Source organism: Rhizobium sp. N731, from assembly GCF_001664145.1.
In the GTDB taxonomy this organism is placed as follows: Bacteria; Pseudomonadota; Alphaproteobacteria; order Rhizobiales; family Rhizobiaceae; genus Rhizobium; species Rhizobium esperanzae.
Genome location: NZ_CP013601.1, coordinates 2,879,818 through 2,902,494, shown reverse-complemented (window position 1 = coordinate 2,902,494; position 22,677 = coordinate 2,879,818). Strand labels below are relative to the sequence as shown.

Genomic DNA, 22,677 nt, shown 5'->3' with positions numbered 1-22,677 from the left:
GAGCCATTATGCACATTGTCGACCGGCGGCTAAATCCGCGCGGTAAAAGTCTGGAAAATCGTCAGCGGTTCCTTCGACGCATGAAGGGAGCGGTGCAGCAGGCGGTGAAACGTTCGCTGCAAAATCGAAACATTCGAGACGTGCTCGACGGTGGGGAGATCAGCCTGCCGATCGATGGAATGGCCGAACCGAGCTTTCGACGGGGCGAAGGCGGCATCGCCGACCACATCCTGCCCGGGAACCGGGCTTTCGTCGAAGGCGACATCATTCCGCGGCCGCCGGGTGGGAAGGGTGGAAAACCAAAAGATGCAGGCGAAGGCGACGGTGAGGACGGCTTTCGCTTCGTGCTGACGCGGGAGGAATTCCTCGATGTGTTCCTCGATGACCTTGAATTGCCGGACCTTGCCAAGCGGCGCCTAGCCGAAACGGAGGAGGAAACTCCGTTCCGGGCCGGTTATTCCGTATCGGGATCCCCTGCCAACATTGCCGTCGGTCGCACCACGAAGCTGGCGATGATGCGCCGCGTTGCGCTTGGCCGCCCACGCCGCGAAGAGATCGAAGCCCTGCAGCGGCAGATCGAGGAATGTGAGGACGAAGAGGCCCGTCTGGCGCTTGAGGCAAAACTCAAATCCCTGACGGAAAAAAGCCGGCGCATTCCCTATATCGATCCGCTCGACGTGCGCTATCGCCGCTTCGAAAACGAGCCGAAGCCTGTCGCCAAAGCGGTGATGTTCTGCCTGATGGACGTCTCGGGCTCCATGTCGGAGCACATGAAGGACCTTGCGAAGCGGTTCTACCTGCTGCTCTACCTTTTCCTGTCGAAACGCTACAAGAAAGTGGAAATCGTCTTCATCCGCCATACCGACAGGGCAGAAGAGGTCGACGAGGAAACCTTCTTCTACGGTCCGGCGACGGGCGGCACGCTGGTGTCGAGCGCGCTTGCCGCCATGCGGGCGATCATCGCGGCGCGTTTCGACCCGGCGGAGTGGAATATCTATGGCGCCCAGGCCTCGGACGGCGACAATGCCCATTCGGACGGAAATCTGACCGGGCAACTGCTGCGCGAGATTTTGCCGCTGTGCCAGTATTTCGCCTATATCGAGGTCGGCGAGGAAGGCGGCGATTCTTCAGTATCGCGATCGCCCCTCTGGATGCTCTATGACGGGATCCGTTCCGAACCGCTGCCGCTTTCGATGCGCAAGGTATGCCGGCGAAGCGAAATATTTCCTGTTTTCCACGATCTCTTCCAGAAACGTGACGCACAGCCGAAGGTGACGCCATGACCATGACGGTGAGGCCAAGAGAGCGGCTCTTGTTCGAGGGAGCCGACTGGGACTTTGCAACGCTGCAGCGCGTCCATGATGCGTGCGAGGAGATCGCGCTCGGTGAACTCGGCCTCGATGTCTATCCGAACCAGATCGAAGTCATCACCTCGGAGCAGATGCTGGATGCCTATTCCTCAACCGGCATGCCGCTCTTTTACCGCCATTGGTCCTTCGGAAAACACTTTGCGCATCATGAAACCTTCTACCGCCGCGGGATGCGCGACCTTGCCTACGAGATCGTCATCAACAGCTCTCCCTGCATCTCCTATCTGATGGAGGAAAACACGGCGACGATGCAGACGCTCGTCATCGCCCATGCGGCCTTCGGCCACAATCATTTCTTCAAGAATAACTATCTCTTCAAGCTCTGGACCGATGCCGAGGGAATTCTCGATTACCTTGATTTCGCCAAGGGTTATATCACCCGCTGCGAAGAGCGTTACGGCGAGACGGCCGTCGAAAGAACGCTTGATGCGGCGCATGCGCTGATGTCGCATGGGGTGCATCGATATGCCGGCAAGACCACCATCGACCTTCGCCAGGAGGAGAAGCGGGAACAGGAGCGTCGCGCCCACGAGGAGCAGATGTTCAACGACCTGTGGCGCACGGTTCCCGTTGGCAAGGCGAAGAAGGCGGGTGACATAGGTTTGGAAAAGCGCCGGGCCGCGCTCGGTCTCCCGCAGGATAACATCCTATATTTTCTCGAGAAATCCGCGCCGCGACTGCAGCCGTGGCAGCGCGAGATCCTTCGCATCGTCCGTCATGTCGCGCAATATTTCCATCCCCAGCGGCAGACCAAGGTGATGAACGAGGGAACCGCCACCTTCGTCCATTATCAGATCATGAACCGGCTTCACGAGCGGGGGCAGATCAGCGACGGGAACTTCCTCGAATTCCTGAAGTCGCACGCCAATGTCGTCTTCCAGCCAAACTACGACGATCGGCGGTTCTCGGGTTTCAATCCCTATGCGCTTGGTTTTGCGATGATGCAGGACATCGAGAGGATCGTCACGAAGCCGACGGAAGAGGACCGGGCATGGTTTCCCGATATTGCGGGACGAGGCGGCGCGATGGGGGTTCTGCGCGACGTTTGGGCAAATTACCGGGACGAAAGTTTCATCAGTCAGTTCCTGAGCCCGAACCTGATCCGGCGGTTGCGGCTATTCCATCTCTATGACGACCCGGAACAGACCGAAGGTGTGCTGGTTTCGGCAATTCACAATGAGCGAGGCTATCTGCGCATTCGCCGGCAGCTCTCCCGCGAATACGATATCGGCTGGACCGATCCGGCCATCGATATCGTCGATGTCGATCTCGCCGGCGACCGCCGCCTGTTGCTGCAGCATATCGTCATGAACGGCTGCTATCTGCAGGAAGGTGACACGAAGCTCGTCCTGCAACATCTCGCCGATCTCTGGGGCTACGACGTGTTGCTTCAGGAAATCGACGGCTCGAGCACCGTGGCGAAGGAACATACGGCGAGCCCGCGCAAGATTGTTCAATGATCGGTTTTTTCGGCGCGCGGGCTTAAGCGCGTCGTAAGCGTCCATCCTTTCGCCCGCATCCGGGTGGCGATCGACAATTATTGATGGCAACAAATACAAAGGCTGCGTAATTTACCGCCGCTGCAATCGTTCATATTGGTCCCCATTCAACCCAATTCCGGCTTTGCAGCGACCTTTCGGGGCCGATAGCAAAGGCGAGTGACCATGAGTGAAACGCGGCGGAAGCTGACGACGATCTTCTGTGCTGACGTGCAGGACTATACGCGGCTGATGGGGGCCGACGAGGAGGGGACGCTTGCGACGTTGAAGCGCTGCCGCGAGGCGATGGGACACCTGATCGAAAGCCATGGCGGACGTGTCGTCAACACTTGGGGCGACGGGTTGATCGCCGAGTTCCCGAGTGTGGTCGAAGCCGTGCGCGCCGCTGTCGATACTCAGAACGAACTCGCCGGCTTCAATGCCCGCCGTCCAAGCGACGGGCGCATGCTTTTCCGCATCGGCATCAATCTCGGCGACGTCATTGTCGACGGCGGTGACATCTATGGCGACGGTGTCAATATCGCCGCGCGGCTGCAGGCCTCGGCCGCCCCCGGCGGCATCGTGATATCGAGCACCGTTTACGATCAGGTGCGCAACAAGGTAGCTGTTGGTTTCGAATTTCTCGGGCCGCTGACGGTGAAGAATGTCGACGAGGGCGTGCCGAGCTATGCGGTCAAGATCGGCGACGGAGGCCAGGAGGCGCAGCCTGCGGAACGACCCACCACCGTTCAGCCCCAGCCGGCGGCTCCGGTTACCGCCGAGGCAAGACCGGCTGCCGGCTACGGCCGAAGGCTGTTCAGCGTGCTCGGCGTCATCGCCGCCGTACTCGTCGGCATCAATCTCCTCACATGGAACGGAGTTTTCTGGGCCCGCTTTCCGCTGCTTGCGCTCATCGTCATTGCAGCGCTTGCCTGGAATCGTGACCAGGCGCGTTTCGACCGTAGGATGGTGACACTCGCGATCACGGCGCTCGGTATTATCGGCATCAACGTCCTCACCTGGAGTGGAACCTTCTGGGCGGTTTGGCCAATACTGGGAATCGCCGCGATGATCGGCCTGCGATGGGCGATGCGCCGATAGATTTCCGCCCCTCATTTTTCATGGGTTTTGAGCGATCTTCGTCATAGACCGGCAGCATCGAAGACCTTTGCGAGCTCCATTCAAGCAAAAGTGAGCGGCCGGATTATTCCCATTCTTCGCTGATATTACAAATCGGTAATGCCGGGTGCTTATGCTTGTCGGTAAGCTGTAAAAGCGCGATATTGTCGCATCAGATGGGAAGCTTGATCCCGCAGCGCCTCTTTCGACCGACCCTGGTCCAACCTCGAGTCCCTCCGGAGACGTGAATGGCCTTTTGGAAGCAGTTTATACTTTCGCTCATCGTCATCATTGCCGGTTTTGCCGCGTGGGTTTTCTTTGCGCCCGGCGCCGGCGATAAGATGCGCGATGCAGGCATTCCGGATAGCCTCGTTTCGATGATCGCGCCAAAAGCTCCTGAAACCGCCGATGCCGATGCTTCCGCCGGGGCGCAGGGGCAACGGGGCCAAGGGCAGGGACAGGGACAAAACCGCCGCGGCGGCGGCGGGCGCAACAGCGCCATTCTCGTCGCGACGCGGGCCGTCGTTCAAGGCGTCGTCAACGACCGGCTGAATGCGATCGGTACAGGCGATGCGATCCGGTCCGTCGCGGTGACGCCGCAGGCCACGGGAACGATCCGCGAAATCCTCATCAAGTCGGGCGACAGGGTGAAGGCCGGGCAGGTGCTCGCCAAGCTCGATAGCGAAGAGCAGGTGATCGCCCGCGGCCAGGCGGATGTGGCGGTGAAAGCTGCGGTCGAGAAGTCCAATCTCTATCACAACATCAAGTCCAGCGTGTCGCGCATGGACGTTTTCGATTCCGAGATCGCCGAGCAGGGCGCGCGGCTGCAGCTGCAGGCCGCCGAGCTCAATCTCGCCCGGCGCAACATCACGGCCCCGATCGACGGCATCGTCGGCATCGTGCCGGTCAATATCGGCGATAATGTCACGACATCAACGCCGATCGTCACGCTGGACGACCGTTCGGAAATCCTTGTCGATTTCTGGGTGCCGGAGCGTTTTTCGAATACGGTCGAGGTCGGCCAGCCGGTGGAAGCGATGTCGGTGGCCAAGCCGGGGCAGGTGTTTTCGGGCGTGATCGAGGCGGTCGACAACCGCATCGATGCGGCGAGCCGCACGCTGCGCCTGCGCGCCCGGATCGACAACTCGTCGGACGAGCTGCGCGCCGGCATGTCCTTCAGCGTCAGCATGAAATTCCCCGGCGACAAATATCCGGCGGTCGATCCGCAGTCCGTGCAGTGGGATTCGCAAGGCTCCTTCGTCTGGCAGGTGGCTGACGACAAGTCGCATAAGGTGCGGGTCAGCATCGTGCAGCGCAATCCCGACTTCATTCTCGTCAAAGCCGACCTCAAGGATGGCGACAAGATCGTGACGCAGGGTCTGCAGCGGGTGCGTGAGGGCGGGGCGGTGCGTGTTTCCGCCGATGTTGCCGCGAACGGGGAGGTCGCGACCCAATGAGCGTGACCGAGATTCACCAGGGCGGATCGTCGGGCAAGCAGAGCTTCACCGCGCTTTTCGTTCGCCGGCCGATTCTGGCGCTGGTGTTCAACACGCTGATGGTCGTCGCCGGCCTTGCCGCCTATGTCGGCGTCGAGGTGCGCGAGCTGCCGGATGTCGACCGTCCCGTCGTCACCGTGCGCACCACTTTCGACGGCGCGTCGCCGCAGACGATCGACCAGGAATTGACCAAAGTGATCGAGGGCGCGGTCGCCCGCGTCAGCGGCCTGAAGTCGATCTCGTCCACCTCTTCCTTCGGCCAGAGCCGGGTGACGCTCGAATTTTCCGATGCGATCGATCTCGCGGTCGCCGCCAACGACGTGCGCGATGCGATCGGCCGCATCACCCAGAACCTGCCCGACGAGGCGGATGCGCCGCAGATCGTCAAGGCGGATTCGGATTCCTCGGCGATCATGCGCCTTGCCGTCACCTCCACCAAGCTGAACATGGACGATCTGACGCAGCTCGTCGAGAACGAGGTGATCGATCGTCTGGCCTCCGTCGATGGTGTCGCCGACGTCGAGGAATATGGCGACCAGGAAAAGGTCTTCCGCGTCGATGTCGATCAGGGGGCGCTCGCCAGCCGCGGGCTCACCATCGGCGACTTAACCAAGGCGCTCGACAATGCCGCGCTCGACGTGCCGGCCGGTTCGCTGAAAAGCACGACGCAGGACATTGTCGTGCGCGCCACCGCCAACCTGCAGACGCCGGCGGATTTCTCCAAGGTCATTTTGCAGGACCGCGTCCGCCTCGGCGACGTCGCGACCGTGACGCTCGGACCCCGCGACGGCGATACGGCGCTGCGCTCGAACGGCAAGCCCGGCATCGGCCTCGGCATCATCCGCCAGGCGCAGTCGAACACGCTCAACATCTCGACCGGCATCAAGGCCGCCGTCGAGCAGCTGTCGAAGACGCTGCCCGAGGGAACGACGATCGCCATCACCAGCGACGACGCCGTCTTCATTCAGGGCGCGATCCATGAGGTGGTGCTGGCGCTGGTGCTTGCGGCCGTCATCGTCACCGCCGTCATCTATCTCTTCCTGCGCGACTGGCGGGCGACACTGATCCCGGCGGTCAGCATGCCGGTGGCGCTGATCGGGACATTGGCTGCGATCTATATGGTCGGCTTCTCGATCAACATTCTGACGCTGCTCGCCATCGTGCTGGCCACCGGCCTCGTCGTCGACGACGCGATCGTGGTGCTCGAAAACATCGTGCGCCGGCGCGCCGAGGGTATGGGACCGCGGGCGGCCGCCGTGCTCGGCACACGCGAGGTGTTCTTCGCCGTCATCGCCACGACGGCGACGCTGGCGGCCGTCTTCATCCCACTTTCCTTCCTCCCGGGGCAGGTCGGCGGCCTCTTCCGCGAGTTCGGCTTCGTGCTCGCCTTCTCGGTCGGGCTGTCGTCGATCGTGGCGCTGACATTGTGCCCGATGCTCGCCTCGCGCATGCTGACGAAGCCGATGATCGAGGATCACGGCGCGCTCGGCCGCGTCGGCGGGGCTTTTGCCAACCTCTACAAATGGGCGCTGCACGGCTGCCTCAACGCACCTTTCGTCATCATCCTTTTCTCGGTGATGTTTGCCGGTGCGGCATTGATCGCCTTCTCGACGGTCAAGAGCGAGCTGACGCCGGAGGAGGACCGGTCGCTGGTGATGATGCGGCTGACGACGCCGCAGGGATCGAGCCTCGAATATACCCGCGACAAGATGCAGCTCGTCGAGGAATATCTGCAGCCGCTGGTCGACAGCGGCGACATCCGCAATGTCTTTTCGATCTCCGGGCAGGGCGGTTCTTTGAACAGCGGCTTCATGGTGCTGACGCTCGCCCCCTGGGGAGAGCGGCATCGGACGCAGGCGGAGATCGTCGGCGACATCAACCAGGCGGCGGCGAAGGTGCCGGCGCTGCGTGGCAACGCCATCTCGTCCAACAGCCTGCGCATCCGCGGCGCCGGCAGCGGCGTGCAGATGGCGCTTGTTGGTAACGATCACCAGGCGCTGACGGCAGCGGCCGCCAAGCTGGTGCAGGCGCTCGACGCCACCGGCCAATATGATACGCCGCGCCTGACCAATGAGCCCAGCCAGGCGCAGGTATCGGTGGCGATCGACCGCGAGCGCGCCTCGGATCTCGGCATCGACATCACCGGGCTGTCGACGGCGATCCAGTCGCTGCTCGAAGGGCGTTCAGTGGTCGACGTCTTTGTCGATGGCGAATCCTATCCCGTGCTTTTGACCTCGACGACACGGCCGATCGACGATCCCACGGATCTCGAAAACGTGTTCCTGAAGACCGGCGACGGCAAGATCGTGCCGATGTCGGTCATCGCCTCGATGAAGGAAGGTTCGGTCGCGCCGCAGCTCAATCGCGAACAGCAGCTCGCTTCCGTCGCGATCACCGCCGGCCTCAGGAACGGCATGTCGCTCGGCGATGCGGTCAAGCAGGTCACGGCGCTTGCCGAGCCGCTGCTGCCGCCAGGCTCCCGTCTGCTGCCGCTCGCGGAAGCGGCGACGCTGGAGGAGAATTCAAACGGCATGGCGCTGACTTTCGGCTTCGCCATCGTCATCATATTTCTGGTGCTGGCCGCACAGTTCGAAAGCGTGCTGTCCTCGCTGATCATCATGTCGACGGTGCCGCTCGGCCTTGCCTGCGCCGTCTTCGCGCTCATCATCACGGGCTCCAGTCTCAATATCTACAGCCAGATCGGCCTAGTGCTGCTCGTCGGCGTCATGGCCAAAAACGGTATCCTGATCGTCGAATTCGCCAACCAGCTGCGCGATCGCGGTGAGGACGTGCGGTCCTCGATCGAGAAGGCCTGCGCGCTGCGCCTTCGCCCCGTCATGATGACGATGATCGCCACCATCCTCGGTGGCGTGCCGCTTGTCTTTGCCCATGGCGCAGGTGCGGAAGCGCGCGTGGCACTCGGCTGGGTAATCGTCGGCGGTCTCGGTTTCGCGACGCTGGTGACGTTGTTCATCACGCCGGTCGCCTATCTGCTGCTTGCCCGCTTCGCCAAGCCGCACGCCCATGAGGAAGCACGCCTTCACGAGGAGATGGCGGTCGCCACCCGTAGGCGCGCAGCACCCGACGAGGAACAGCTGCAAGCTGCCGAATGAGCTTAGATCCCGACTGAAACACCCCGCAAAATTCCCATTTGGCGGGGTTTTTATGGTATATCAAGTCTTGCGGAACAAGATAAATTTCGTCTGAAGTTTAGCCGTTTATTAAGCATAAGCGGCAATGATCGTGATCAGGAACCGACTGGTCTTCTCTGTTTCTCGAAGGCCGCAATGCGCTGGATCCAGCGCCCCCGGACATGAGTGTCTGCGTGGATGGTTCATTCGTAGTCCAGTTGCGTTCTGTTGCGTTTTTTTGGAGTTTAGTTCCCGTGAGTATTTATCAGCGCGTCTCCGTTGATGCGGCGCTCCATGTGCTGCGCGATATCAATCGCAATATGACGGTCACGCAAAACCACATCACGACGGGCTTGCGTGTCGGCAAAGCGGCCGACAACGCCGTCTATTGGTCGATCGCCACTACCGCACGCACCGACAACAAGGCCGTTTCGGCGATCCAGGACGCGCTCGGCATGGCGGCTGCGACGATGGGCACGGCCTATACCGGTGTGCAGAACGTCATCGACGTCGTCTCCGAGATCAAGGCCAAGCTTGTCGCCGCCACCGAGAACGGGGTCGACAAGAACAAGATCAACGAAGAACTCAAGCAGCTGCAGGAGCAGCTGCGCAGCGTTTCGGAATCGGCGACCTTTAACAGCGACAACTGGGTGATCCTCAACAATGATGCGACGCCGACGCAGCCGCGCCAGATCCCGGCGTCCTTCATCCGCAATGCCGACGGCACGGTCTCCATCGGCATGCTGAGCTACCATATCGACAATACGCCTGTCGGGGCCACGAGCTCCAAGGATGCGCGCTATCTGATCGACGACCGCGCCACCGGCTCGGGCGAATACGGCGTGCTGACCTCGGCCTATTTCGCCACCGAGCTTGGGACCGCGCAGAACTACGTGCTGATGACCAGCAAAAATGGCACCACCGCCGGCCAGGTCGTCATTTCGCTGTCGGCCGCGACGACGCAAGGGCAGATCGGTGAGATGATCAGTGTCGTCGATGCCGCGCTGACGCAGTTGACGACGGTCGGTTCGGCCTTCGGCGCGCTGGAAAAACGAATCGAGCTGCAGAACGACTTCGCCACCCAGCTGCACGACAACATCACCGCCGGCATCGGCCGACTCGTCGATGCCGATATGGAGGAGGAGTCGAGCAGGCTCAGGGCGCTGCAGACGCAGCAGCAGCTCGGCCTGCAATCGCTGAACATCGCCAACGCAACTTACGATACGGTCAGACAGCTGTTCCAGAATTTCTAAGGGGGCGACCACCCAGCCATCCGCCCCCGACCTTCGAGGCTCCGCCCTGCGGCTGCGCGCCTCGGCCACTGTCAACGTGGTCGAGCCTGCCCTTAAAACTGGTGATATCAGCGCATTGCTGCAACATGGCTGCTGTTTCGGCGCCTGAAATTCGCCTATCAAGAGAACATCTTCATTTTCTTGCCGTAATCCTTGCCATTTGCTCGCATCAGTTTTGAACGGAGACCGTCCTGTCCATGATCAAGAAATTCGTACTTCTGGCTGTCGCAGCAAGCTATCTCAGCGCCTGCACGACGACCGATCCCTATACGGGTGAGCAGAAGGTTTCCAATACGGCGGGCGGTGCGGCGCTCGGCGCGCTCGGCGGCGCCCTCGTCGGCGTGGCCGTCGGCGGCGGCGGGCATGGCAAGCGCAACGCAGCGCTGATCGGCGCCGGTATCGGCGCGCTGGCCGGCGGCGCGATCGGCAACTACATGGACCAGCAGGAAGCCGAGCTTCGCGCTCAGCTCGAAGGCACCGGTATTTCGGTGACCCGCAATGGCGACAACATCATCCTCAACATGCCCTCGAACATCACCTTCGATGTCGACCAGGATGCCGTGAAGCCGGGCTTCTATCCGACGCTGAATTCGGTGGCGATCGTGCTGCGCAAGTTCAACCGCACGCTGATCGACGTCAACGGCCATACGGATTCGACAGGCAGCCTGCAGCATAACCAGGACCTGTCGCAGCGCCGCGCGCTGTCGGTTGCCGACTATCTCGGCGGCCAGGGCATCGACCAGCGCCGCGTCTCCGCCGTCGGCTTCGGCCCGTCCCAGCCCGTCGCCTCCAACGCCTCCGAGGCCGGCCGCGCGCAGAACCGCCGCGTCGAGATCCAGATCGCGCCGATCACGCAGGGCTGAGTCAGGCGCTCTTTTAGACAACAGAAGGCCGGGCCATCGCCCGGCCTTCTTCGTTTCTGCCGATTGCATCAATGCTGCATCGTCGCGCCCTTGGTGATCTTGTCGACGATCTTCTTGTCGGCGCGCAATGCGATGCCGACGACCTTGGCGTCGTCGGGGGCATATTCGGCGAAGACGGCGCGGTTGGCGGCATCATGGCCGGTGGCAAACATCTCCTCGATGAAGATGGAGGAGGTTACCTCGCGCTCCAGCGCGCGGCGATGGATGGTCGAGATTGTCGCTTCGTCGGCGGACAGCACGATAATTGGCTGGATCGACAGCGGGTTGTAGAGATTGCCGGCCCGGTCCTTGTAGGGCTCGCCGATGATTTCGGGATACTGCCCGGCGATGCCTGTCGACAGGAAGGCTGTGACGTTCAGCTTCTGCCAGCCGGCAAGATTGTTTCGCAGGACGATCGCAATTTTGGTATCAAACATTCCTGTCTCTCTCATCAGGGTATCGAAACGCGTTGAGCCAGGATTTAACGCCGCAGGTCTTCGAAGGTCTTGAACGTTTGTGCGAGCCGCAGGGGGGCAGCGGCACGCTGGCCGCGCCCGCCGGTAGCGGCATCCTGACTGCGCCCGCCTTTCCCGGCATCGAGCGTATCGAGGCGCAATTTTCCGGTAATGTCTTCGAACCGCACCGGCACGATACCTATGCGCTCGGCGTGACACTGCACGGCGTCCAGACCTTCACCTATCGCGGCGAGCGGCGCTTCAGCCTGCCGGGGCAGGTGATCGTTTTGCATCCGGACGAGGAGCATGACGGCGGGGCGGCGACGGAGGCCGGGCTGCACTACCGCATGCTCTACCTGGAGCCTTCGCTGCTGATGGAATGCCTGGAGGCGGAGAAGATCGGGCTTCCCTTCGTCGAAGAGCCGGTCATCGGCGACGGGGCCTTGGCGAAGGTGCTTCTGGGAGCGCTCGGCGAACTCGATCGGGAGCTGGACGAGCTTTTCGTCGACGATTTTGTCAGCCGCGTTGCCGGCGGCCTGTCGCGGCATTCGCAGGTGCGCCGCCGGCCACTGGGCACGGTCGCCTGGCAGCAAGTGCGGGCAGCGCGCGACTACCTGGAGGCGCATGCGCTGCGGCCTGTGCGCTCGGGCGAACTGGAGAAAATCACCGGCCTCGACCGCTTCACGTTGTCACGACATTTCCGCGCGGCCCTTGCCACCAGCCCGCACCGGTACATGCTGATGCGGCGCCTGCAGCAGGCGAAGGCGCTGATGGACGAAGGCGAAAATTTCGCCGATGTGGCGGCTGACACGGGCTTTGCCGACCAGGCGCATTTCAACCGTCATTTCAAGAAAGCCTATGGCGTTACACCCGGGCAGTGGACAATGCTTAGGCGGGGTTTTCCGCAAGGCCGGAACGGCGCGCGATAAAGCGGGCAAGCGCCGGCCCGATCAGCAGAATGACCAGGAAACGGCCGGTCTGCATCGCCATCACGAACGGCACGTCGACATCGCTTGATGCGGCGATGATGGCGACGGAATCGGCGCCGCCGGGGCTGGTGGCGAGATAGGCCGTCAGCGGATCGATGCCGGCGAAGACGTGCAGTGCCGCTGCCATGCAGCCGCAGAGCGCCATCAGCAGCACGATGCAGGCGGCGACCCGCGGCAGAGCGCGCGCCACATGGCTGATGATCGAGCGGGTGAAACGCAGGCCGATGCTCCAGCCGACGAGCGCATAGGCCGTGGCGAGCAGCCACATCGGCAGCTCGATCTTCAGCAGGCCCACGCCCTGCAGGAAGGCGCCGAAAAAGAGCGGAACGATGATCATGCCACCCTGGATGCGCAGGCGGCGTACGCCATAGACGCAAAAGCCGGCAAAGGCGAGCGTCGCCGCAAGGGCCGGCCAGTCGACTGCGGGGAAGAGGACGAGCGGCGGCGGCTCGCCGCCGTCGGCCGCCACCCAGAGGCGCGAAATCACCGAAGCGCCGACGGCGACGAAGACGACGCGCAGATATTGCATAAAGGCGACGAGGCGGGCATCGGCGCCATAGGCTTCCGACATGATGACCATGGCGGAGGCCGCACCCGGCGACGAGCCCCAGACGGCGGTCGTTCCCGGTAGCACCTGCCAGCGCGTCAGGAGCCAGCCGAGGCCGGTGGCGATGGCGATGACCGAGAAGACGAACAGCAGGAAGAGCGGCGCGTCCTTCGCCATCGCGCCGAGAATATCAGGGGTGATGGTGAGCGCCATCATCAGACCGACGAGGACCTGACCGAACTGCAGCGGCAGAAGCGGCACGCGAAGCTTTCCCTTGCCGACGGTCAGCGCCAGCGCGATGGCGGCAACCATCGGTCCGATCAGCAGCGAGGCGGGCAGGGCGAAGAGTTCGAGAAAGACGGTGAAGGCCGTGGAAAGCGTGAGCAGCAGCGCCCATTTCGGCAGGCCGGCATCCCGCAGCAGGCGGCGTGCGTGGTTGAGTGGCATGAATCCGTTTCCCGGCCGGTGCCAAGTCCTGAGGGTGAGGTGGGAGGAAGCTCCGGCATGACGAAGAGAGGCCGGCTCAAGGACCGGTCGGCGCGGCCTCGGTATAGGCGGGGGCTGCGAGGGCGGTCAATTGCGAAATCTGGCTTCCGGTGACGCAGTATGCGAATTTGATTCAAGCCGCCGCCTCAAGTCCTTGTTATCTCATCAGAGTCGAACATGCCCGACGAGGAAATCGAGCAGGGCGCGCACGCGCGCCGGCAGCGGTCCGCCCTGGCCCATGTAGACGGCATAGAATTGCTCGATATCGCCGGGATTGGCCGCTTCCAGCACCGGCACCAGCCGGCCGGCTTCGATATCGGCGCCGACGGTGAAGGCGGCCAGGCGCGCAAGACCGGCGCCGGAGAGCGCGAGATGGCGCATGGCTTCGCCGTCTCCAACCTGCAAGCCTGGCGTGATCGGCACCGACACGGTCTCGCCGTTCTCGCTGAGTGGCCAGCCCTCCACGGCGCGGGCGTAGGAAAAGCCGATGCGGCAATGGCGGCTGAGGTCGGCGACGCTGCGCGGTTCGCCATGATGCCTGAGATAATCGGGCGAGGCGACGATGAACTTGCCGGTGGCGCCGAGCTTGCGGGCGATCAGGCTGGAGTTCTTCAGGGGGCCGGTGCGGATCGCCACGTCAGCGCGCTCTTCCATCAGGTCGACAATCCTGTCGTTGTGGGTGATATCGAGCGTCACGGCGGGATGAAGCGCCATGAAGGCGGGCACGAGCGGCGCCAGCACATGATTACCGAAGGAGGCGCTGGTGTTGATGCGGATGCGGCCCGAGGCCTGTTCGCCCGAGGAAGCCTGGCGTTCGGCCTCGGCAATATCGGCAAGGATGGCGATGCTGCGCTCATAAAAGGCGCAGCCCTCCGGCGTCAGCTGCAGCTTACGGGTCGAGCGGTTGACGAGGCGGGCGCCGAGGCGCGCCTCCAGCCGGGCGACGAGCTTGCTGACGGCCGACGGCGTCATGCGTCGCGCCGTGGCGGCTGCGGAAAAACCGCCGCGCTCGACGACGCTGACGAAGACTTCCATTTCGCCCGAGCGGTTGATGTCCTTACGGCTCATGATGAATTCAAGTCACAGATGCTATTCTGTCAGGCAATCTATATCAACGGAGAGACCGGGTCTATCTCAGAGGAAACCCAGGAGGCAGATCATGGAATATCGAAATCTCGGCGCATCCGGCCTCAGGGTGCCGGTTTTGAGCTTCGGCGCGGGCACGTTCGGCGGCAGCGGCCCGCTTTTCGGCGCCTGGGGCAATACCGATGCCGAAGAGGCGCGGCGGCTCGTCGACATCTGCCTCGAAGCCGGCGTCAATCTCTTCGATACGGCCGATGTTTATTCGGCCGGCGCTTCCGAGGAGGTGCTCGGCCAGGCGATCCGCGGCCGGCGGGATGCCGTGCTGATTTCGACCAAGACCGCGCTGCCGATGGGCGAGGGGCCGCAGGACTGGGGCACCTCGCGGGTGCGGCTGATCCGCGCGACCGAGGATGCGCTGCGCCGGCTCGGCACCGATTATCTCGACCTCTTGCAGCTTCACGCCTTCGATGCCTCGACGCCGGTCGAGGAGGTGCTGTCGACCCTCGACGACCTCGTCGCCGCAGGCAAGATCCGTTATGTCGGCGTCTCGAATTTTTCCGGCTGGGAGTTGATGAAGTCGCTCGCCGCGGCCGAGCGCTGGGGTTATCCGCGTTATGTCGCCCATCAGGTCTATTATTCGCTGGCGGGGCGCGACTACGAATGGGAGCTGATGCCGCTCGGCGCCGACCAGGGCGTCGGCGCTCTCGTCTGGAGCCCGCTCGCCTGGGGGCGGCTCACCGGCAAGATCCGCCGCGGTGAGCCGCTGCCGGCCGCAAGTCGCCTGCACGAGACAGCCCAATACGGCCCACCTGTCGACGATGAGAGGCTGTTCGACGTCATCGAGGTGCTGAATTCGATCGCAGCGGAGACCGGCAAGGCTGTGGCGCAGATCGCGATAAACTGGCTGCTCGGCCGGCCGACGGTATCGAGCGTCATCATTGGCGCCCGCAACGAGGATCAGCTCAGGCAGAACCTTGCCGCGGCCGACTGGAGCCTGTCGAAGGATCAGATCGAAAGGCTCGACGCGGTCAGCGCGGTGACGGCGCCTTATCCTTATTTCCCTTATCGACGGCAGCAGGGTTTTGCGCTCCTCAATCCCCCGATCGTATGAGGCGGCCGCGGGCCGGCCTGTCCATGGCCCCTGGTCTACAACAAAAGGGGAGTGAAATCTTTTCCCAATCTTAACTGGACAGCCGCTTTGACTTGCCCCATACCCAGCCTGCTGCATATCTCCTTAAATCGGAATCGATTTAAGACGAAATTATGCAGCAATTTTAAAGTTCTACAGCGTCCATGTACGTCTGAACGGACGTGCGGCGCAGTAGTCTGCGGGACGCGGTCTCGTCTACGCGGAATGGCAGGGAGATCAAAGGGATGGCGCTGAAGGACGCAAAGGCTGGAACACGCAACGAGGCGGGGATATCCGCCGTGCTCGGTATTCTCAAACAGAGCTTCGGCGAGCGTTTCCAGACCGGCCAGTCCTTCCGTGAACAGCACGCCCATACGACCACCTATATTCCGTCGCAACTGCCCGACGGCGTTCTCTTTGCCGAAAACGCCGATGATGTGAAGATGGCGGTCAGGGCCTGTGCAGCGCACAGGGTGCCGGTGATCGGTTTCGGCACCGGCTCCTCGCTGGAAGGTCAGGTCAATGCCGTCAACGGCGGTATTTCGATCGATTTCAGCCGCATGGACCGGGTGCTTGAGGTCAATCCGGAGGATCTCGACTGCACGGTCGAACCCGGTATCACCCGCGAGGCGCTGAACATCCATCTGCGCGATACCGGCCTGTTCTTTCCGATCGATCCCGGCGCGAATGCCTCGATCGGCGGCATGGCGTCGACGCGGGCCTCCGGCACCAATGCGGTGCGCTACGGCACGATGAAGGACAATGTGCTTGCCGTCACGGCAGTCACCGCCAACGGTGAGGAGATCCGCACGGCGCGGCGCGCCCGCAAGTCTTCGGCCGGCTATGACCTGACGCGGCTCTTTGTCGGCGCCGAGGGCACACTCGGCATATTGACCTCGGTGACGCTGCGCCTGCAGGCGATCCCGCAGAAGATAGCCGGCGGCGTCTGCGCCTTTCCGGGCATCAAGGCGGCCTGCGATGCCGTTATCATGACGATCCAGATGGGTATTCCGGTGGCGCGTATCGAGCTGCTCGATGCTGTGCAGATGCGGGCGTGCAACGCCTATTCCGGGTTGTCTTATGCCGAAAGCCCGACGCTTTTCCTCGAATTCCACGGCACAGACGAGACCGTGCCGCTGCAATCGGCCGCCTTCGCCGAGATCGCTGCTGAATGCGGCGGGGGCGAGTTTCTTTGGACCGCCAATGCCGAGGAGCGGACGAAGCTCTGGAAGGCGCGTCATGACGCCTACTGGTCCGCGAGGGCGCTGGCGCCGGGGCTTGCCGCACTTTCGACCGATGTTTGTGTTCCGATATCGAGGCTTGCCGATTGCGTTTCCGAAACGCAGGCGGATATCGAGGAACATGGGCTGCTCGGCCCTATCGTCGGCCACGCCGGCGACGGCAATTTCCATGTGCTGCTGTTGTTCGACGACAAAAGCGCCGGGGACATCGCCAGGGCCGAGAGCTTCGTTGAGCGGCTCAACCGCCGGGCACTCGATATGGACGGAACATGCACCGGCGAGCACGGGATCGGGCAAGGCAAGATGGCCTTTCTGGAGCAGGAGCTCGGAGGCTCGGTGGATCTGATGCGACAGGTGAAGCAGGCGCTCGATCCGAACGGTATCTTCAATCCCGGCAAGATTTTCCATCAAGGCTGAAAACGGAATATTCTCATGAACTTGGGCCTTGCCCATCGCATGAATAGCGCTAGTGTCGACAATAGAACCCTGAACAGTGTCGGCAACACAATCCCGAATGGAGAATCCTTGCATTGGTAGGCCGGTTCCTCGTCTTTCTGGGGGGAGTGATCGTCGTAGTGCTGTTTGTGGCGCTGCTTGCGCCGCTGTTCATCGACTGGACGGATTTCCGCAAGAACTTCGAGGATCAGGCAAGCCGCATCATCGGCAAGAAAGTCACCGTCCACGGCACGGTGGATGCCCGTCTGCTGCCGTTTCCGTCGGTCACGCTGCATGACGTGCGTGTCGGTCAAGAGGCCGACGGCACGCCGATCGTCAAGGTCGAACAATTTTCGATGGATGCCGAGCTTGCGCCTTTCCTTTCCGGCGAGGCGCTGATCTTCGATATGCGCGTCGTCAATCCGAAGGTGCGCCTCAGATTGCTCAAAGACGGCACACTCGACTGGATGCGCGGCAGCCGCGCCGAAATACCGGCCAAAACAGTCGTTCTCGAAAATGTGCATGTCAGCGGTGGCGAAGTCGACTTCCTCGATGACCAGTCGGGCCGGGCGCGTCGCATCACTGGCCTGAATGCGGAGATGTCGGCCAAATCGCTCGCCGGCCCCTGGCGTGTCGAAGGCGATGCGGCGCTCGACGGCGAGCACGGCAATTTCTCGATTTCGAGCAGCCAGCCGGACGAGAAGGGTGTGCTGCGCATGCGCACGAAGCTGTCGCCGGACAAACATCCGGTCAGTATCGATCTCGACGGCGAACTGAAGCTGGTCGACCGCAAGCCGAACTATCAGGGCCAGCTTTCGGCGGCGATCGAAAACCGCAACAGTGCCAGGTCGGCCAACAAGAACGAGCAGCCGCCGCGGCTCAAGGGCCGCTTCGAGCTTACCAATGAACGTATCCGCATTCCCGAATACCGGATGGAGATCGGCCCGACGGACGATCCCTATGTGATAACCGGGGAGGCGACGCTCGATACCGGCAACGCGCCGGAATTCCTGTTGACCGCCGACGGGCAGCAGATAGACGTGAACCGCATCGGCAATCAGGGCGCGGCCGGCAAGACGACACGGGATGCCGCGGTTTCGGCGCGCCAGCGGTTGAATTCTCTGATCGATATCGTCGCGCAGGTGCCGATTCCGCAGGTGCCGGGCAAGGCAAGCGTCAAGCTGCCGGCCATCGTCGCCGGCGACACGACGCTACGCGATGTGCAACTGGAGCTGGAACCGGCCGGTACCGGCTGGATGATCGACAGCGCCGTCGGCACGCTGCCGGGACGCACGCAAGTGGAAGGCAAGGGCAAGCTCCTGCTTCAGGGAGAACCCTCGTTCAACGGCCAGATCGTGATGGCCTCGAACCAGCCAACGGGGCTAGCCTCCTGGCTGGCCGGCTCGGTCGACCCGGCCATCCGCCAATTGCGGCAGGCGGGCTTTTCCGCCAATGTCAGCCTGACTCATGAATTGCAGCGTTTCGAAAATCTCGAAATCGCCGTCGGATCGGCGACGCTGAAAGGCCGGCTGGAGCGGCAGGCGATCTCCGGCCAGACGCCGACCCTGTCGGTGGCGCTGAATGGCGACACGCTCGATCTTGACGCACTGCAGGCGCTGGCCGGGCTCGCGACCGGGCAGGAGAGCGGCGACAATGTTCTCGACCATAAGATCGCCGCACAGCTCAAGGCCGACAGGTTCACTGCCTTCGGGGTCGACGCCGAGAATGTCGAGACCACCTTCACGATCGCCGACGGGGCGCTTGCCGTCGACCGGCTGTCAGTCAAGAATGTCGCGGGCGCCGAGCTGACGGCGACCGGCCGGGCCGAAGGCTCGCTGCTCGACTATAAGGGTGCGGGCGAGATCACCTTCAAATCGGCCGATCCCGGCGGCTTCTTCACCATGCTGCGCGAGCATCTTCCACACCACCCTGTGCTCGACCGGCTGGTGCGCAACGCCGGCTGGTACGGCAATACGGCGTTGCGCGGCGCGCTGACGCTCGGTGGCGACGAGGGCGATGCGCTGACGGTGACGCTGGCTGGCGTCTCGAACGGCAGCCGGGTCAACCTCGATTACCGCATGTCCGATCTCCTGGCGCTGACCGGCAACGGTACGACGAGCCTCGAGGCGACGCTCGAAAACGCCGTGCCGTCGATCTTGTTCGGTCAGGCCGGGCTCGACCCGCTGCCGGTCGATGTCGGCGCGAACGGCCGCCTGACGCTCAAGGTGAAGGCGTCGGGCAACGATCCTGCCGATGCGGCGTTGACCTTTGCGACCGATCGGACCTCGTTTACCGCGAAGGGCAAGGTTGACGTGCGGCCGGAGAGTTTCATGAACGGTCAGATCGCGCTTTCGCTCGACAGCGCCGATATCGACCCCTATCTCATCATGAACGGCATCGCCCTGCCGCAGACCGGAACGGGGTTGCCGTTCGGCCTGCAGGTCAACGCCGCCGTCGATAGCGACAAGATCGTCCTGTCCGATCTCAAGGGACATGCGGCCGACAACGCGTTTTCCGGTGCGCTGACCTTCGACCGCAAGGCTGCGAAGACGACGGCGAGCGGCGAGCTGACGCTTGCCAAGGCAGATGCCGGCTGGCTCGGCGAGGCGGTGTTCGGCCAGATCGTCGATCCGGCCAGCGGCACGCTGTCGAAGGCGCCGCTGGGCCTGCCCACCTTCAAGGATCTCGACGTCAAGGTGAAGCTGTCGGCCAAGGAATTCTGGCCTGGTCTGCCGGAAACGGCAGTATCCGATTTCACCAGCAACGTCGCCTATAAGGGCGACGAGTTGCAGCTCAACGACATGGCCGGCAACTGGGATGGCGGCAAGCTCTCCGGCAACCTGCTCTTCACCAATGCCGACGGCACCGGTTTCCTGCAGACGAAGCTGACGCTCGCCGATTCCGATCTTGCCGGGGTCATCTGGCTGCGTGACGGCGCGCCGATTGCCAACGGCAAGTTCGGATTGTCGCTGTCGATGGAGGCCTCGGGCAAGACGGTTGGCGAGATCGCCAGCTCGCTCAATGGATCGGGGGAGCTGAGACTCGGCGATACGAGCATACGCGGACTGAACCTTGCCATCCTTCCGCCGCTGCTTGCCGCCACCGATCCGATGCAGGAACAGATCAATGCCGGCAAGGTGCATCCGATCGTCGAGACGTTGCTCAACAACGGCGAGGCAAAGCTGCCGCCGCTCGGAATTCCCTTCAACGTCACCGACGGAACGCTCAGGGTGCAGAATGTGACCGTGGCCAACGATCTGGCCCGGGTAACCGCTGACGCACAGATCGCCTTGCCGGAGGAGCGGATCAGCGCGACGGTCGGCATCGGCCTCAATCCAGGCGCGGAGGCGCTTCCGGGTGTCGAGCCGGCGCTGAGGCTGAACTTTTCCGGCATGCTGCCGTCACCCGGCAAGACGATGGACGTGACCGATATCACCAGCTACTTGTCGCTGCGTGCTTTTGAGCGCGAGCGGCGGCGCGTCGAGCGGCTGCAGGCGATCGTGCTCGAAAAGCAGCGGCTGCGCCGCGAGGTGGCGCTCTATCGTTTCAATGACGCCGAGCGCGTCAGAGCGGCCGAAATCGAACGGCAACGGCAGGCGGAGGAAGAGCGGCTGCGCGCACTGGCGAAGGAGGCGGCTGCGCAGAAGGCCGCTGCCGAGGCGGAGGCCGCACGTGCAGCGGAGGCAAAAGCCAAGGCCGATGCGCAGGCGAGGGCGGCCGCCGAGGCGGAGGCGGCTCGGCGCTCCGGGCAGATGCAGCCCGGTCAGCTCGATTTCGACCATCTGCCGGGCATTCAGGCGCAATGAAGACGCGCGGGGTTTGCGTCGCCTGAGATGTTTCAGGTTTTTATTTGAATTCCCGGCGTCACGGGCGGCCGCCACAGCCGGCCTTCGCCCACGAAAGCACATGGAGTCGCAGCGCCGAGGACAGGTTGCTGTCCGGCGAACGGTGGTCGTCGATCTCGGAAATCAGGGCGGCAAGCGACATCGAACGGCTTGCCGAAATCGTCTTCAGCTCGGCCCAGAATTCGTCTTCCAGCGAAAAGCTGGTGCGATGGCCATGCAGTGTTGCCGAGTGCTTGCGGATCATCAGCCGGTTCACATCGGACTCGACTTGGCGGATCGATTCAAGAAAATCGCGCAAGTGGCTGATCGCAGATTCGTTTCCGGCTCTTCAAGCTTTGCGTGAAGCTTCATGCGCCGTCGTCATCCGTCTCGATCCGACCGTCGCGGTGAGCCTTGTCGGCCTTCTCGTTCAGGCTGCGGGTGAGCTGCTTTTCGGCCTTGGTGCGGCCGAAGGAAATGCGGTTCTGCTCGGCCTGCTTCTCCTTTTCGGAGCGGGCCTGCTTTTTGCGGAACTGACGCAGATTGATGATTTCGGCGCTCATGCGCGAGGCTTGATCCTTATGAAAAAGGAAGGCTGAGCCTCCCTTTGAACTCACTGCTTCTTGCGGAAGGAGTCGAGCGAGACGACGGAGCCCGGTTTCTTCTCTTCGCCGTCGGCCGGTTTTGCGCCGGCGGCTTCATCGGGCTTTCCTGCCGCGTCGACGGGATAGGCGGTGATCTCACCGGACGGCAGTTCCTCACCGTCGGCGAGCGGCACGTCGAATTCGAGCTCGAAATTGACGGAGGGATCATAGAAGCCGCGGATCGCATTGAAGGGTATGACCAGCTTCTCCGGAACGTCGGAGAAGGAAAGGCCGATTTCGAAATGCGTCTCGGTGATCTTGAGATCCCAGAACTGATGCTGGATGACGATTGTCATCTGCTCGGGATATTTGGACTTCAGGTGCTGGGAGATGCGCACGCCGGCGGCACCGGTCAGAAAGGTGATGAAGAAGTGGTGGTCGCCGGGCAGACGGCCCGTCGTTGCTACCTCCGCCAAAACCTTGCGGATGACGCCGCGAAGTGCATCCTGCGCCAGAATGTCGTAGCGGATATGATCCTGCCCCATGCTTTTCCTGTCTTTCGTCGGTTCTGAAGTCTTTTCACAAGGTATATGGCACGTTCAGGCGCCTTGGGAAAGTCCGGAGCCGAGTCACGCATAGATCAGCATACATGATTTCAGTCTGAGGGAGAAGGTGAAGGCTTCTGTTGCCAGGTGCCTTCGGACCCCGCCTAGAGGTGCGAACCACTAGGACTTTGATTGAAGTGTCACACCGCGATTAAGCAGCGAGACGAGCTTCCGCATAGTTGTCGTTTGCAACTACAATTTTAGCCCGATAACGGCGGTACAATGCCGAGCAAAAAGTCGATCTTTACACCCTTGTCGATCCTGTTTCGCCCCCATCAAAAGCCGGCCTTCGATTCCGCCGGTTTTTGGTGGAGGCGCCGGGTACCGCCCCCGGGTCCAATAGGTTTATTACACCGCTCATTTATTGCCATAGCCGGCCCGAAAGCCGGCAGGGCTGATATAGTGATTTCTTCCGTCCAAGGAAAGGGCAAACGTCATAAAAGCTTTATGTCGGCCTATAGAAAGAACGGGAAAATATCCGCCTGCGATTGGTTTCCTCGAGGCGAAGGCT

The 22,677-nt window shown here is 62.4% G+C and carries 17 protein-coding genes and 1 other RNA gene; 11 read left to right on the top strand and 7 right to left on the bottom strand.

Annotated elements, in window-relative coordinates; translation table 11 throughout:
• The first annotated feature begins 8 nt into the window (after window positions 1-8).
• The 7 genes from AMK02_RS14325 (at window position 9) to AMK02_RS14295 (ending at window position 10,749) form a co-directional block, all read left to right on the top strand.
• Entirely contained in the window at window positions 9-1,283 is a 1,275-nt protein-coding gene (locus AMK02_RS14325; RefSeq protein WP_064803758.1) for a YeaH/YhbH family protein, read from the top strand.
• Entirely contained in the window at window positions 1,280-2,830 is a 1,551-nt protein-coding gene (locus AMK02_RS14320; RefSeq protein ID WP_064803756.1) for a SpoVR family protein, read from the top strand. The genes AMK02_RS14325 and AMK02_RS14320 overlap by 4 nt, the downstream gene beginning before the upstream one ends.
• A gap of 204 nt (window positions 2,831-3,034) precedes the next feature.
• Window positions 3,035-3,949, top strand: a complete 915-nt coding sequence (locus AMK02_RS14315) for an adenylate/guanylate cyclase domain-containing protein (protein ID WP_064803754.1) — start codon at window positions 3,035-3,037, stop codon at window positions 3,947-3,949.
• A 266-nt stretch (window positions 3,950-4,215) separates the two neighbouring features.
• Window positions 4,216-5,424, top strand: coding sequence for an efflux RND transporter periplasmic adaptor subunit (locus AMK02_RS14310; RefSeq protein ID WP_064803752.1), 1,209 nt, complete (start codon window positions 4,216-4,218; stop codon window positions 5,422-5,424).
• Window positions 5,421-8,576: an efflux RND transporter permease subunit gene (locus AMK02_RS14305; RefSeq protein WP_064803750.1), complete on the top strand. Its 3,156-nt coding sequence runs from the start codon at window positions 5,421-5,423 to the stop codon at window positions 8,574-8,576. The genes AMK02_RS14310 and AMK02_RS14305 overlap by 4 nt, the downstream gene beginning before the upstream one ends.
• A gap of 272 nt (window positions 8,577-8,848) precedes the next feature.
• Complete coding sequence (locus AMK02_RS14300) at window positions 8,849-9,847, top strand: flagellin N-terminal helical domain-containing protein (RefSeq protein WP_064803749.1); 999 nt, start codon at window positions 8,849-8,851, stop codon at window positions 9,845-9,847.
• A gap of 236 nt (window positions 9,848-10,083) precedes the next feature.
• Window positions 10,084-10,749: an OmpA family protein gene (locus tag AMK02_RS14295; RefSeq protein WP_011426055.1), complete on the top strand. Its 666-nt coding sequence runs from the start codon at window positions 10,084-10,086 to the stop codon at window positions 10,747-10,749.
• 68 nt (window positions 10,750-10,817) lie between these two features.
• Here the strand turns inward: AMK02_RS14295 and AMK02_RS14290 are convergent, their stop codons facing one another.
• A complete protein-coding gene (locus AMK02_RS14290) occupies window positions 10,818-11,225 on the bottom strand; it encodes a DUF2000 family protein (RefSeq protein WP_064803747.1) in 408 nt (135 codons plus the stop codon).
• Window positions 11,226-11,257: 32 nt separating this feature from the next.
• Here AMK02_RS14290 and AMK02_RS14285 point away from each other — a divergent pair, with 32 nt between their 5' ends.
• Window positions 11,258-12,172, top strand: coding sequence for an AraC family transcriptional regulator (locus AMK02_RS14285; RefSeq protein ID WP_064803745.1), 915 nt, complete (start codon window positions 11,258-11,260; stop codon window positions 12,170-12,172).
• Here AMK02_RS14285 and AMK02_RS14280 read toward each other — a convergent pair.
• Together AMK02_RS14280 and AMK02_RS14275 are read right to left on the bottom strand one after the other, a co-directional pair.
• Window positions 12,132-13,226, bottom strand: a complete 1,095-nt coding sequence (locus tag AMK02_RS14280) for an AbrB family transcriptional regulator (protein WP_064803743.1) — start codon at window positions 13,224-13,226, stop codon at window positions 12,132-12,134. The two genes, AMK02_RS14285 and AMK02_RS14280, sit on opposite strands and share 41 nt — an antisense overlap.
• 204 nt (window positions 13,227-13,430) lie before the next feature.
• Window positions 13,431-14,333: a LysR family transcriptional regulator gene (locus tag AMK02_RS14275; protein ID WP_064803741.1), complete on the bottom strand. Its 903-nt coding sequence runs from the start codon at window positions 14,331-14,333 to the stop codon at window positions 13,431-13,433.
• Window positions 14,334-14,424: 91 nt separating this feature from the next.
• Between AMK02_RS14275 and AMK02_RS14270 the strand changes: the two genes are divergently transcribed.
• From AMK02_RS14270 to AMK02_RS14260, 3 genes are all read left to right on the top strand, one after another.
• Window positions 14,425-15,459 (top strand): aldo/keto reductase, encoded by a 1,035-nt coding sequence (locus AMK02_RS14270; RefSeq protein WP_064803739.1) that lies wholly within the window; start codon window positions 14,425-14,427, stop codon window positions 15,457-15,459.
• Window positions 15,460-15,722: 263 nt separating this feature from the next.
• Window positions 15,723-17,135 carry an FAD-binding oxidoreductase gene (locus tag AMK02_RS14265; protein ID WP_064803737.1) on the top strand — a complete coding sequence of 471 codons (1,413 nt, stop codon included), beginning with the start codon at window positions 15,723-15,725 and terminating at the stop codon, window positions 17,133-17,135.
• A 113-nt stretch (window positions 17,136-17,248) separates the two neighbouring features.
• A complete protein-coding gene (locus tag AMK02_RS14260) occupies window positions 17,249-20,959 on the top strand; it encodes an AsmA family protein (RefSeq protein ID WP_064803735.1) in 3,711 nt (1,236 codons plus the stop codon).
• 58 nt (window positions 20,960-21,017) lie between these two features.
• Here AMK02_RS14260 and AMK02_RS14255 read toward each other — a convergent pair whose 3' ends face one another.
• From AMK02_RS14255 to ssrA, 4 genes are all read right to left on the bottom strand, one after another.
• Entirely contained in the window at window positions 21,018-21,242 is a 225-nt protein-coding gene (locus AMK02_RS14255; protein WP_064806243.1) for a ribbon-helix-helix domain-containing protein, read from the bottom strand.
• 103 nt (window positions 21,243-21,345) lie between these two features.
• Window positions 21,346-21,540, bottom strand: a complete 195-nt coding sequence (locus AMK02_RS14250) for a DUF4169 family protein (protein WP_011426047.1) — start codon at window positions 21,538-21,540, stop codon at window positions 21,346-21,348.
• Window positions 21,541-21,590: 50 nt separating this feature from the next.
• On the bottom strand, window positions 21,591-22,106 hold the full coding sequence (locus AMK02_RS14245; protein ID WP_064803733.1) for an SspB family protein: 516 nt from the start codon (window positions 22,104-22,106) through the stop codon (window positions 21,591-21,593).
• A 126-nt stretch (window positions 22,107-22,232) separates the two neighbouring features.
• Window positions 22,233-22,595, bottom strand: a transfer-messenger RNA (tmRNA) gene (gene ssrA / locus AMK02_RS14240).
• Window positions 22,596-22,677: the final 82 nt, after the last annotated feature.